15 protein-coding genes are annotated in these 11,944 nt (G+C 60.2%); all 15 read right to left on the bottom strand.

What is annotated here, in order from left to right; genetic code table 11:
- Positions 1–18 precede the first annotated feature (18 nt).
- Positions 19–1,131 carry a zinc-binding dehydrogenase gene (locus WCE37_RS12655; RefSeq protein WP_343279681.1) on the bottom strand — a complete coding sequence of 371 codons (1,113 nt, stop codon included), beginning with the start codon at positions 1,129–1,131 and terminating at the stop codon, positions 19–21.
- An 85-nt stretch (positions 1,132–1,216) separates the two neighbouring features.
- Positions 1,217–1,705, bottom strand: coding sequence for a TspO/MBR family protein (locus tag WCE37_RS12650; protein WP_343279680.1), 489 nt, complete (start codon positions 1,703–1,705; stop codon positions 1,217–1,219).
- Positions 1,706–1,816: 111 nt separating this feature from the next.
- A complete protein-coding gene (locus WCE37_RS12645; protein ID WP_343279679.1) occupies positions 1,817–2,080 on the bottom strand; it encodes a hypothetical protein in 264 nt (87 codons plus the stop codon).
- Between the two features lie 39 nt (positions 2,081–2,119).
- A complete protein-coding gene (locus WCE37_RS12640) occupies positions 2,120–2,662 on the bottom strand; it encodes a hypothetical protein (RefSeq protein WP_343279678.1) in 543 nt (180 codons plus the stop codon).
- Positions 2,652–3,155 (bottom strand): sigma-70 family RNA polymerase sigma factor, encoded by a 504-nt coding sequence (locus WCE37_RS12635; protein WP_343279677.1) that lies wholly within the window; start codon positions 3,153–3,155, stop codon positions 2,652–2,654. Before WCE37_RS12635 ends, WCE37_RS12640 begins: the two co-directional genes overlap by 11 nt.
- Before the next feature lie 3 nt (positions 3,156–3,158).
- On the bottom strand, positions 3,159–3,884 hold the full coding sequence (locus tag WCE37_RS12630; RefSeq protein WP_343279676.1) for a hypothetical protein: 726 nt from the start codon (positions 3,882–3,884) through the stop codon (positions 3,159–3,161).
- A 323-nt stretch (positions 3,885–4,207) separates the two neighbouring features.
- On the bottom strand, positions 4,208–4,534 hold the full coding sequence (locus WCE37_RS12625; RefSeq protein ID WP_343279675.1) for an excalibur calcium-binding domain-containing protein: 327 nt from the start codon (positions 4,532–4,534) through the stop codon (positions 4,208–4,210).
- A 159-nt stretch (positions 4,535–4,693) separates the two neighbouring features.
- A complete protein-coding gene (locus tag WCE37_RS12620; protein WP_343279674.1) occupies positions 4,694–5,506 on the bottom strand; it encodes a hypothetical protein in 813 nt (270 codons plus the stop codon).
- Positions 5,507–5,809: 303 nt separating this feature from the next.
- Positions 5,810–6,202, bottom strand: a complete 393-nt coding sequence (locus WCE37_RS12615; RefSeq protein WP_343279673.1) for a surface-adhesin E family protein — start codon at positions 6,200–6,202, stop codon at positions 5,810–5,812.
- 63 nt (positions 6,203–6,265) lie between these two features.
- Positions 6,266–6,820: a hypothetical protein gene (locus WCE37_RS12610; protein ID WP_343279672.1), complete on the bottom strand. Its 555-nt coding sequence runs from the start codon at positions 6,818–6,820 to the stop codon at positions 6,266–6,268.
- Positions 6,821–6,889: 69 nt separating this feature from the next.
- Positions 6,890–7,261, bottom strand: a complete 372-nt coding sequence (locus WCE37_RS12605; RefSeq protein ID WP_343279671.1) for a hypothetical protein — start codon at positions 7,259–7,261, stop codon at positions 6,890–6,892.
- Positions 7,262–7,329: 68 nt separating this feature from the next.
- Complete coding sequence (locus WCE37_RS12600; protein ID WP_191728689.1) at positions 7,330–7,668, bottom strand: tRNA-binding protein; 339 nt, start codon at positions 7,666–7,668, stop codon at positions 7,330–7,332.
- A gap of 525 nt (positions 7,669–8,193) precedes the next feature.
- Positions 8,194–8,898, bottom strand: coding sequence for a hypothetical protein (locus WCE37_RS12595; protein ID WP_343279670.1), 705 nt, complete (start codon positions 8,896–8,898; stop codon positions 8,194–8,196).
- 1,174 nt (positions 8,899–10,072) lie between these two features.
- A complete protein-coding gene (locus WCE37_RS12590) occupies positions 10,073–10,813 on the bottom strand; it encodes a GAP family protein (RefSeq protein WP_343279669.1) in 741 nt (246 codons plus the stop codon).
- A 193-nt stretch (positions 10,814–11,006) separates the two neighbouring features.
- A complete protein-coding gene (locus tag WCE37_RS12585; RefSeq protein ID WP_343279668.1) occupies positions 11,007–11,504 on the bottom strand; it encodes a hypothetical protein in 498 nt (165 codons plus the stop codon).
- Positions 11,505–11,944 lie beyond the last annotated feature (440 nt).

The raw sequence follows: 11,944 nt of genomic DNA, 5'->3' as shown, positions 1-11,944 counted from the left end.
GCCGGACGCGCTGCGCGCTCAGCGCGACGGGTCGATCAGGTACTTCTCGCCCGTGGCCTTGCGCTCGTAGCCGCGAAGGATGTCCAGCTGCAGGGCGTCGCGCAGGCTGATGGTGCGGGTGTAGCGGCTTGCGAAGGTGGTGGTGAGCTCGTCGGCCACGCGCTGCCGCATCCGCGCCGCGACCTCGCGCCCCACCTTCTGCAGGAACGGCGACAGCAGCCAGCCCCCCACGCTCCAGGTGAAGCCGAACGTGCGGTTGAGCACCGTCGGGCCGGTGTCCAGGCTGCCGTAGACATGAACCTGCTTGCGCGCGTTCGAGCCGTAGGGGCTGTAGCCCGCGCCGCGATCGGCCGAGGCCTCCATCGCCTGCAGGATCTGCCCGGCCAGCGTGCCACCGCCGATCGCGTCGAACGCGATGGTGGCGCCGGTATCGCGGATGGCCCGCGCGAGTTCGGCCGGGAAACCGGGCGACGTGCTGTCGACGATATGCCGCGCACCGATCGCGCGCAGGAGGTCCACCTGCGCCTGGCTGCGCACGATGTTGACCAGCCCGATGCCGTCCTTGATGCAGATCCTGTTGAGCATCTGTCCGAGGTTGGATGCCGCGGCGGTGTGCACGATCGCGCGGTGGCCGTCCGCCTTCATGGTTTCAGTGAAGCCCAGCGCGGTCAGCGGATTGACGAACATCGACGCGCCGTCCGCCACGTCCACACCCTCCGGCAACACGATGCAGTCGCGTGCCGGCAGCCTGCGCAGCTGTGCATACATGCCGCCGCCGAGCATGCCGACCTTGCGGCCAAGGAAGTGGCGCACGTTGTCGCCGGCCTCGACCACGGTGCCGGCACCCTCGTTGCCGACCGCCAGCGACTGGTCCAGGCGGTCCCTGATCGCCCCCATGCGCTGCCGGGGAATGTCGGCCACCACCACCGGCTGCTCCGGCGTCCCTTCGGCCCTGGCCGTCGCCATGTCGGCGGGTCCGATCAGCAGGCCAAGGTCGGAAGGATTGATGGGCGCGGCTTCCACTCGAACCACCAGCTCGTCGGCCGCGGGCGCCCCGGGCGTGGCGTCCTCGAGGCTCAGGCGCAGCTGGCCGTCGCTTGTCGCCAGTGATCGCAGCTCAAGTCCGTGCATCGATGGATCTCCAGGCAGTGGGTCGGCTGCCAGTGTGGGACGGGATGCGGGAGCGCGTCACGCGGCGCGGCCGACGCCCGCCGGCTCAGCCAAGCACGCCGGGATTGGTCTGCCACAGCCTGAGGTTGAGCATGGCCGCGAAGCTGATCCACGCCAGGTAGGGCAGGAGCAGCGCCGCGGCCAGCCGGCTGTGGCGCCAGAAGGCGGCGATGGTCGCCACCACCAGCACCCACATCAGCGCGATGTCGGCCAGCGCGGCGGCGCCCATCTGCCAGGCGAAGAACAGCCAGCTCCACAGCGCGTTGACCACCAGCTGCACCAGGAAGAGCGTCAGCGCGCTGCGCGCATGGCCGAAGCCGCCGATGCGCCAGACCAGCCAGGCCGCCACCGCCATGAGCACGTACAGCACCGTCCAGACAGGCCCGAAGATGTCGCCCGGCGGTGCCCATTCCGGCCGCACCAGCTGCGCGTAGAAATCGCCGGCGCGGCGGGAGGCCATGCCGCCGGCGAAGGCGGCAACGCCCGTCGCCGCCAGCCACGCGACGAGGCCGATGAACTGCTGCTTCCCGGTCATTCTGTGCACGGCGAACTCCCTGTCGACTGAATGCGCCACGCTACGGCGTGTGGACGTGAACGAAGCGCCAAGGCGCGCACAAGCGCATGCCGAAGCCTGGACCACGCCGGCTCACGCGTTTGCGGGCGTCAATTGGCCGCGGCGGCGGAACAGCCAGCTGAAGTCGAAGATGAAGGGCAGCAGGCGACCCAGCGCGATGCCGATGGCCACGCATGCCAGGCTGCACACGATCACCATGGCGAAGCGGGTCGGGAAGCCGTGCTGGGGAAGCAAAGCGAACCACTTGTTGGCCTGGGCGATCTTCACCAGGTAGATGTGGCTGATATAGATCGCCATGGTGTATCGACCCAGCGCGGCAAGGCGCGGCGGGGACATGGCCAGCTTGAGCACGGCGAGGGTGCCGGCCGCAGCGGGTCATTCCGAAAGCCGGTCGCGTTCCACCCGCAGGCTCCCCACCCGGCGGGTCAGCTGCCAGGTCCTGAGCACCGCGTAGGGAACGTAGGCTGCGGCGGCAATCAGCAGTCCGGTGAGCAGGCGTGGGTGATGGATGGCCGGAAGCGTCAGGAATGCCAGCGGGACCAGCAGCACACCGCCGGCGAGACCGCACCACAGCGTTGCCACCACGAATTTCGCACGGCGCATCTCCGCGTCGATCATGCCCACAAGCCCGCCGGCGGGCAGGCCGAACAGGCGATAGCGCTGGCGGATCAGCAGGTATCCCACCTGCCAGGCCACCACCACCAAGCTGGCCACGAGCAGCCAAGGTCGCAACTCGGGCTGCCGCGTCCATGCCCATGCCGACAGCACCAGCGCCACCAGTGCACCCAGCAGCTCGCTCATCAGGCCGAGCCGGTTCCGCCACCGGTATCGCCGCAGGCGCGCCCGCAGTACAGCGGGATCGGGCGCGTCCGCCGCATTCCACTGCGCGGCAAGATCAACCCAGTCGTCATTGTTCATTGTCGGCTCCAAGGATGCCTCGCAATTGCTGCCGCGCCCGGCTCAGCCGCTGGTCCACGGTGTTGTCGGCCACGCCCAGGATTCCGGCGATTTCGCGGTTGCCGAACCCTTCCAGAACAAGCAGCACGCATTCCCGCTGGCCTCCGGGCAAGCCACGCACCGCCTCAAGCAGGCGGTTGCGATCCTGCACGCCTCCGGCGTACTGGTCCGGGCGCATGCCGGTCGATTCCAGATCTTCGTCGAGGCTGGCGGCATCCACCCGGCTGACCCGGCGCCTCACATGATCGAGCGCGGTGAACTGCGCGATGCGGGCAACGAAGGCCTTCAAAGGACCATCGCCGCGGTATGCCGGCAGCGCCTTCCACAGCGCGACCGACATGTCCTGCACCAGGTCATCGCGCGCAGCGCCTGTCCGCGTGTATCCGGATGCGATGCGGAACAGCATCGCCCCGTGGTCGCGCAGTGCGACATCGATATCGGGGGTCGACGTCAACGCTCAGGCTCCCGGCACACGGTCGAAAACGTCCCGATACGCCGCATACCCGATGCACAGGCCCGCAGGCAGGAACACCAGCAGCAGCAAGGGCATCCAGGTCAACCCGGCAAGCATCAGGGCCATCAGCAGCGAGTAGAACACCATCGGCTGCCAGCATCGCTTGAGCAGGCGCGCGTTCTCGACCACGGCAGGCCACAGCCGCAGCCCGTCGAGGATCATCCTGGGTCCGACAAAGAACAGGAACAGCATGGGAACCGCCCCTGACGCAAGGACGCCGGCCAGTTCCACCTGCGAAAACCCTATGCCGGCAATGTCTCCCGCAGCCAGGGCGCCCGCCTGCGCCGGGCTCCCGATCAGCGCGGCCGTCGCCACCTGGACGGAGAACACCAGCAGGCTCGCCAGCGCCAGCCCCCCGACCTGGCGCCAGCGCAATACGGTCTGCCGGCCGGTCTTCCCCGGCGAAAACCCGTGGTGGCGCAGCTTGCAATCCAGCATGACCAGCACCCATGCGGATACCGCCGGCGTCAACAGCTTCGACAGCACAATGCCGGCCCAAGGAGTCAACTGGACAAGCGCCTCAAAGACGATCGGAGACAACGCCAGCAACAAGATCCGCACGGGCGCCTCACGATAGATCCGCCAACCCGCCGCACACCACGCGCCAACCCGGGTCCACCGCAGCTCTTCCTGCCCGGAATCGAACATCCCGCGCCGCATGCCTGCCATTTCCATATCCATCCCCGTCAAAGCCCAAGTTATCGACTACAGACGAGGGCCGCGGGGAAAACCTGACAGGCAGCTGCAACCGGGCGCCCCGATCACATGACGGTGGACCAGGGCGCCGGACCGCCGAAGGCGGATACATGTCCAGGCAGATGGTTGTGGCCTGCGAACCCTGCGCCGCGCCTCAGGGCCCGTGGATCTTTGGGAAATGCCGGGCAATATGCCGGTCAAGTTCACCGCCGACTGAAAGCTGTTCGAGCACAAGCGCACGACTCCGGCCGGTCAAGATATACTCGTTTCGATTGGGCTGAGCCAGTGCAATTTCCCTACTCGCAACCCACTCCGTCATTGTCCCGATCCAGATGCGGACCATACCCCGGATCACCACGGCGAACAGGCGCGGCTCCTGCAGCACGGGCGGCGGCACAGTTGGCGAAAGCGCCCTGCTGGCGCGGAGCGGAGAGTGCAGGCGCGAAGTCGCTCTGCTGAAGAGCTGGGCGAGGCGCCGCAGGCGCGCGGTGGCAGTGATAGTCGCCGGTCTTGCGGTTGTTGTGGCAGCCCTCGCTGTTCAGGCCACCCGGGTGGCTCAGCACCAACCCCGGCGCCAGCCACAGCGCCGCAATCAAGCTGAGGCTGAACTTTGAACCAGGCATGCAGCCCCCCCGTGCGGCCTAACACCTTATGTCTTTCGTTTCCCCTAGCCTAAGAGCCGAGACGCGTAGTGGAGCCCAGCACATGGCAAGCTGTATCTGCCATGTGCTTGGTGGAACGAAGCGGCTTCGGCTTGAACGCATTGTTAGGCGGCACCGGCATCAGGTTACTCCACGTGGCAAGTCGCGGAGGGGCACAAGGCTCAATGCACTCTTGGCAGCGGAAGATGGTGCAGCACACTTTGTCTTGAAAACGACCAATCGCTTTAGACCGCTAATTTTCCGAACAAAATCCCAGTCATGAACTGGGGCGCACGCCTCAATGATAATTGCTTCCACGCTTTCCGGAATTGAGTCGTATGCGAACTTGTCCCTACCGACGTTCTTGAGCTCTAACTGTTTAAGGGACCGCAGTGGGGGTAACGCCCGCAGGTTTCGCGCGTATATTATTTCCAGGTCAACCAAGTGATTCATATCGTGAATAAAGTCAATAGACTCGGCGAAATACCTCACTAACTGCAGCGTCTCAACGCTTGGCGGCAATGGGAATGGGCTAGCGTTCTTGGCGCTGCCAATTTCATAAAGATACGCACTTTTTAGCGCATCCAAGGACTCGAGTCCTGAAGATTCGGGGTGCCATTGATAGCAAATCGTCTGTAACGATGTGAAGATCGTGAAATCTATAGAGAGCTTCCGGCCGACTATGCGGAGATACTTAGCGTGGCTGATTGGCAATAGCTTTGTGCAAGAGAGAGTTTTCGAGAAGTCTACGAACTCGAAATGCTCAACTCCGGTCGCATCTTCAAGAAACCCCCAGTCCGTAACATCCTCTCCTCGAATGAAGAGCCCCGCAGGCACCCCTTGATTTAGGAGTTGGCGTGCAAAGCAGGTGGCTTCGCGCTCACGCCCCGGCAGCACATGAACCAAATGCTGGTCGTGGCATCTGAAGTCATCAACTCGTAGTAAGTCCGTCATGCCGCCTAACACCTGAATTAAGCCGAGCCGCGAAGCGGCTTCGGCTTGAATGAATTGTTAGGTGCCAACCCGACCTTGTCGAAGACCGCCATACAAGTGCTCAAGTGCTTGTCGAGTCGATTGACTAACGGAGTTATTCGCCAACTGCAGGTCGATGTAGTCGAGAACAATGTCAATTTCATCTATTGAGATTGAGCTGGCCTGTGCTTTTGACAGCGCTTCATCGATGAATACAGTGTCCTGCCCAGTTATGCGGCCGCTCTTGATAATTGAAGTAGCTAGTTTAAGGTCGCTCATAGTGCATTAGAGGGCGCATGCAACATCTAAGACCCTGTCCTCGATGCTTCCGCGTTCTGGCGCGTAATAGATCCGATCATACGGATTTACATAGTTCCGCTCTTCATCCTTGGGGCCAGCATTGTATTTGTATGTATGGATCTGGCTTACGTTCAAGTTCTGGCAGTTGACCTTGAACAGCACTTCCGTAAAGTCTTTTGAGATAGACGCATCATTTCTATGGTCTGCCATCGTCAGGATGGAGACCGCGGTTCTATCCTCATTTGGCTTTACAGAGTCTGCGTCGTAGTAGAAGACCGTACTGCTCGGGGCTGTGGCAAGTCTCACCCATGACTGGGAGAAGGCGGTGGATGGTAGTGCTACGCAGATGAGCGCCGGAATAAGCAGATGAAATTTCATGACTGTAGCCGTCTGTAGAATGGATGAGCGGTGAGCAGTGTCTCGTGGCACCTAACACCAGAATTAAGCCGTGCCGCGAAGCGGCATCGGCTTGAATGATTTGTTAGGCCGCACGCCAAGTGCCTTTGCGGTCTCTTCAAGCGGCGTACTGAATCCTAGCTTCTTGGCGGGCCGGGAATTCATGTCGATTACCAACCGGTCAAGACTGCAGCGGTTCAAGCCACCATCTTGTTCAATGAAGCTCTCATAGTCGAGTGCGCAGTTGGTCAGCACGCCGAGCTTGGAAAGGTCAGACGCTCGCGCAAATGCGACAGAACGATACCCATTCATCACTCGCTCCCGCACATGCTCCGGATAACCAGCGAGCTCAAGCACTAGGGAAATGCCCCGAACCAGGCTTATGAACAGCTTTTCGGGCGTGAGACGCTCTCCCTCCAGCATGAGGAAGCTCAGCTGAGTGCGACTACTCATATACACAAAGGCGTTTCGCTCTGCCATTGGCAGGAACGTAACGTACCAATTGCCAAGCGGCGCGTCGGTCGCCCGAGCTTCGCCCAAGTGATCTCGTTTGATACGAGCTCTCGCAGCTATGGCGCGTGTAACGATCAGATTAGCCATGACGTGTCATATGCGGCCTAACACCAGAATTAAGCCGTGCCGCGAAGCGGCATCGGCTTGAATGAATCGTTAGGCGGCGCACCAGAGTGCAATGCCGCCGATAACGAACAGTACCAGCCACGACAAATGCTTGCCTCGGGTGAGGAGCAACGGCAGGACCCCGGACGCAACGAAGGTGAGACCGATGATTTGGAGCATGCCGGACACTGTGAGGTCGCCGCGACCGGCATGCACCAACAGCGCAGCAAAGCCGAACCACGCAACGGTGGTGATGTGCCAGGCGAAGCGCAACGTTCGGGTCGTGAATTCAGCGCTGCCGAACAATTTTGGCAGATCACTGCGGTGAAACAGGCGGGTGAGAATGTACCGCTCGCCGAGGACAGAGTGGGCCGCGCCGAGTGCTACGGCGAAAACTGCTGCGGTGTAGAGAAGTCCTGCCATAGCCGCCTAACACTAGAATTAAGCCGTGCCGCGAAGCGGCATCGGCTTGAATGACTTGTTAGCCGCCACTACAGCAGCCTCGTACCAAGTGGAACTGCCTGATCGGGCACGCAGAGCGCGACCTCCCCCTGCTCATTATGGAACCCGGTCACCAGACACTCGGACATTAAAGGGCCTACTTGCTTGCGAGGGAAGTTGACGACGGCTACCACCAGCTTGCCGACAAGCTCCTCAGGTCGGTAGAGCGCCGTGATCTGTGCGCTGGACTTCTTGACGCCAAGGTTCTTGCCGAAGTCCACGTGCAAGACATAGGCGGGCTTTCGCGCTTCCGCAAACACCGACGCGCTTACGACCCGGCCAACGCGCAGCTCAACTTTCAGGAAATCGTCGAAGCTAATGGTTTCCACGCAGCTCTCTCTCTCACAGCGGCTAACGCCAGAGTTAAGCCGAGACGCGTAGTGGAGCGAAACACATGGCAAGCTTTACCTGCCATGTGTTTTGCGTAACGAAGCGGCTTCGGCTTGAACGACTTGTTAGGCCGCCGCACGCCGAGCTTGCGCCCGCCCCTGCGACAGCCCAACCCCTGAGCCGAACAGTACAACATGTCTGACTGAACGGCCTGAGGCTGGCACTTGCCGGGGCCGAAGCCAGAACCAGCGACTCGCGCGACCAAGAACTCTCACTACGCCCTCGCCCGAAGCCGACCCGGCCGGTCGAATCTTGCGGAGAGTCGCGCCTGTCCGGAGCCGAGGTTCTGCAGGGCTGACTACCAATGCCTGCACCGCGCGCGCGAGGTACAAACGCTGCGGATAAGCGAGGCGCTGCAGAATGCCTGGAACCCGGCAACAACAGTGCGGGATGCAAGGCCTAACACCAGAATTAAGCCGCGCCGCGAAGCGGCGTCGGCTTGAATGAATTGTTAGGGCGCAAGGCTACCGCACCTTGGTGAGCTTGAGCTTCTTCTTCTCGCCCCTGCCGGGCCGCCATATTTCGATCCGATAGTGCTGCGGTATGGGCGGGTCGGGAGGGCGAGGCAGTTTGGGGCCGGGCTCTTTACCCAGCGACTCAAGGTCAGGGCAGTCAGGCCATGACTCATCGGACAACGAAAGCTGCTCAGGGAATCTGGGCGCGGCTTCCAAGTTGGCCGCTAGCTCGTGCATGAAGCCCGGAGAAGACACAGCCTCCTCGCCCCAGCGGGCTCTCACGTCTTGGATTGCCTGGTCCGGGGTGAGGACGCCCGCCTGCACCCGCTCGAAGATGCGCTGCAAGTAGATGATTTCTCCACCGGTACGCTTTGTGTTGCCGCGCTCACTACTACAGGAAAACTCGCTCTTTGCCTGCTCAAACAAGATGTTGCTGACATAGACGGCTTGATCTCGGACGGTTCCGAGACCAGACATGAAGTCTCCGTATGCTCCGATGCCAAAGTATAAGGCGGCCGCGTAAGCGCCGATCTTAGCCCGGCCCTTAATGGAGCCTTCTTCAAGCACAAGCGTGAGGGCGTAGTCCGGTAACAGCAGGTGAGCTTCTACTTGCGCCTCCCACTCGTCGAAAAGCTCAGAAGAGTGGTGCTCAAACGCGGCCTTATCGAAAGCCGGCGACTTGATGTAGAACGATGTGGTTACGAGATCGAGCATCCGGCCCCTTCGGATCTATCCCTGCGCCCTAACACCAGAGTTAAGCCGAGACGCGTAGTGGAGTGAAGCACATGGCAAGCTATACCTGCCATGTGGTTTGCGTAACGAAGCGGCTTCGGCTTGAACGACTTGTTAGGCCGCTACCGTTGCTGGTTGTAACAAGCGATCGACTCAGGAGTGTCATAGGGCCCGCCGTTATTTGCCATGTCATCGTCAGTCTGTGCCGCGCCTCCGCCTTGGCAGACGTGGGCGCAACCGCCACCAATATTTGGCAAGCCACCTTTCGCCTCGCATTGTATTTGACATCGATCAGATATCACGCAACGTTCTGCTAGTGCACGTAGGGCGCATGCTCTTTGCGAAGAAAGTGAACTATCTCCGACCCATGATACGTCGCACTCATTCCTTGCGACGCTCGGCTCATTGCTGGTCGCGCAACCAACAATGAGCAAGACCAGAGCGATACATGAGAATCCGAAAACCTTCATAGCGGTCTAACACCAGAGTTAAGCCGAGCAGCGTAGTGAAGCGAAACACATGGCAAGCTTTACCTGCCATGTGTTTTGCGTAACGAAGCGGATTCGGCTTGAACGACTTGTTAGGCCGCCGCTGCCCGGCACTTACGCCCGGCCCGCGACAGCCCAACCCCTGAGCCGAACAGTACAACAAGTCTTGCTGGAGAGCTTGACCTGGCACGTGGCGCGAGCGGAGCCTAGAAGATCAAGTCGTGCGGCCAAGAACTTTCACCGCGCACTGCCCGAAGCCGACGCGACGGGTCGAATCTTGCGGAGAGTCGCGCCTGTCCGAAGCCGAATTGTTGCAGGGCTGACTGCCGACGCCCGCACTGCGCGTGCGAGGTGCAAACGCTGCGGATCAGCGAGGCGCTACAGATTGTCTGGAACCCCTCAACAACAGTGCGGGAAACAAGGCCTAACGCTAGAGTTAAGCCGAGACGCGCAGTGGAGCGAAGCACATGGCAAGCTTTACCTGCCATGTGGTTTGCGTAACGAAGCGGCTTCGGCTTGAATGAATTGTTAGGCCTCAAAGCCGGAACCACGACGGCCGCTCAGCCGATGCAACTACCAAGCTGGAACTGCGCTGTTGGATTGAACGAGCCGTTAGACGATTCAGCACACTAAACCCAATCTACTTAAGCGGGCGAAGACACATAACTTTAAACCCAACCGAGTTCACTCAAGCTTGTGCTTGTCAAGTACAAGCCGACCAAGAATATCACCCAAGCTATCATCCCGTTTGCATGGCGCGACAGAAACGCCTCCAGCCTTTTCAAGGTAGGCGCAATACGATCATGCAGAAAGAGCCGCGCCGCCAGTAACAGCAAAGCTGGTGCGATCATCACCAGACAATAGCCGAACAGCACAGCAGCGCGTCCAGCCAGCGACAACTCCGATGCGGTCAAAAAACCAATTGCGGCCAGGTACGGGACCATCGAAGCTGCCTCGACGAGGCTAGCGATCAGCGCTAATACGATGATCGTGCCGACAGGGGCCGAAGCATCGATCGCACGCTCACGCATCCGGTTTTGTAGGCTCGGCCCTGAGCGGGCCAGCTTTTCTGCGCGGCGGGCGAGGCGACGTTCCTTGCCCGATTCTGTCCAAGGCTCCATTAGTGTGCCGAGCGCCATCAGCCCGACACCGACGATCAACTGAGTGACCAGTAAAGGCTGTGAGGTTTCCATCGCCCTCAACGTGTCGGAAAGCGACGACGCTCCGACTAGCAACGCAATCCCCAACAGCAGATAGAAAGCGGCCACCGTGGCTAGGAACAACAAGATCCTACCCGGGCGCGGACGACCGGGGGCCAACATCAGGAACAAAGGAATCAGCAACGTGCCGAAGCTAGTGCTATCTATCAATGCCAGTAAGACAAGCGGGACAATAAGCTCGATGTTCACCGAAAGCAGCTCCTAACCCGCCAATGGCATCTGAACAGTACGATTATCATGCTTGGTGAGAATAACAAGAACTAGTCACCTCACAATGGGGGGCTGGGAAGGCAGCGGTTCAACGGGTGGCTCCTCCGAGAGGCCTAACGCTTGAATTAAGCCGTGCCGCGAAGCGGCATCGGCTTGAATGAACTGTTAGCCATCACAAGCCGAGCATGCTGGAGGCGGACTTGGCTGATTGGCTGCGCTTGCCGGCACTTGACCGAATTATTCCGCGAATGCTCCATTTCTCTTGTTTGGTTTTTTTTATGTTGAGCAAATCTTCGTTGACGGAAAGCGCCGACTGAATAAGGAAATTCTCAAGCAAGTCAATCTGGTATGTCGGCGCTTTTTTTCCCTGTGGTGATTCGAAAAGAAACAAAACCAAAGTTCCTTTAGCGTAGTCGGCCAATATCTGATTGCACTTTCCGAGCTTGTGGGAAGTGAAGCACTCTTGATCAAAGCTCTTTGTCGCCTTGCCTACATAGATTGGGGTGATCCCGCCCCCGGATCTCATCGCGAAAATGTAGCAGCCGTTTCTCGCCTTAAGGCTAGGGTGCGCTTTGAAGAAGGCATCGCCTTCCTCAGATCGGACGATTCTCGAGACTCTGCCTCGATAGACAGGTACCACATGCGGACCTGACACAATAAACTCGCTCATCACTTCCCCTGATGGCTAACGCTCGAATTAAGCCGACCCGCGGAGCGGGTTCGGCTTGAACGAATTGTTAGCGCTCAAGCCGTGATGTTTGCGTTGGCTACTTGGCGACGAATCCATCGCCGCTGGGATCTCTCGAGATGGATCTTCCCGGATTGCTCCGCGCCCAAGCAGCTGCCTCTTGGAGAGTCTCAAACACTGGAATCGAGCTTCGCTCCACACCAGAGGGTCTGTGTCGAGTTTTGGGGGCGTCATCGGCCCAGCCTGGTGAATCCCAAGGGGCGTAAGACCCGTCCATACTCATGATGTTTTGCCAGTCACCCATCGTTTCCTCCAGTTGAGCGCTAACACCTGAGTTAAGCCGACTTGCGTAGTGGAGGCTTTGGCGTGGCAAGCTTTTCCTGCCACGCCAAAGCCGTAACGAAGCAAGTTCGGCTTGAACG

It is taken from the genome of Luteimonas sp. MJ250, assembly GCF_039548455.1.
Classification (GTDB): Bacteria; Pseudomonadota; Gammaproteobacteria; order Xanthomonadales; family Xanthomonadaceae; genus Luteimonas.
This window is presented reverse-complemented; position numbering and strand designations above follow the sequence as displayed.

Bases quoted from the DNA above. Each gene is read 5' to 3' on its own strand.
- WCE37_RS12640 (WP_343279678.1), bottom strand. From the start codon at position 2,662: ATGAACAATGACGACTGGGTTGATCTTGCCGCGCAGTGGAATGCGGCG.
- WCE37_RS12620 (WP_343279674.1), bottom strand. From the start codon at position 5,506: ATGACGGACTTACTACGAGTTGATGACTTCAGATGCCACGACCAGCAT.
- WCE37_RS12645 (WP_343279679.1), bottom strand. From the start codon at position 2,080: ATGTCCCCGCCGCGCCTTGCCGCGCTGGGTCGATACACCATGGCGATC.
- WCE37_RS12605 (WP_343279671.1), bottom strand. From the start codon at position 7,261: ATGGCAGGACTTCTCTACACCGCAGCAGTTTTCGCCGTAGCACTCGGC.
- WCE37_RS12650 (WP_343279680.1), bottom strand. From the start codon at position 1,705: ATGACCGGGAAGCAGCAGTTCATCGGCCTCGTCGCGTGGCTGGCGGCG.
- WCE37_RS12585 (WP_343279668.1), bottom strand. From the start codon at position 11,504: ATGAGCGAGTTTATTGTGTCAGGTCCGCATGTGGTACCTGTCTATCGA.
- WCE37_RS12595 (WP_343279670.1), bottom strand. From the start codon at position 8,898: ATGCTCGATCTCGTAACCACATCGTTCTACATCAAGTCGCCGGCTTTC.
- WCE37_RS12630 (WP_343279676.1), bottom strand. From the start codon at position 3,884: ATGGCAGGCATGCGGCGCGGGATGTTCGATTCCGGGCAGGAAGAGCTG.
- WCE37_RS12655 (WP_343279681.1), bottom strand. From the start codon at position 1,131: ATGCACGGACTTGAGCTGCGATCACTGGCGACAAGCGACGGCCAGCTG.
- WCE37_RS12610 (WP_343279672.1), bottom strand. From the start codon at position 6,820: ATGGCTAATCTGATCGTTACACGCGCCATAGCTGCGAGAGCTCGTATC.
- WCE37_RS12625 (WP_343279675.1), bottom strand. From the start codon at position 4,534: ATGCCTGGTTCAAAGTTCAGCCTCAGCTTGATTGCGGCGCTGTGGCTG.
- WCE37_RS12615 (WP_343279673.1), bottom strand. From the start codon at position 6,202: ATGAAATTTCATCTGCTTATTCCGGCGCTCATCTGCGTAGCACTACCA.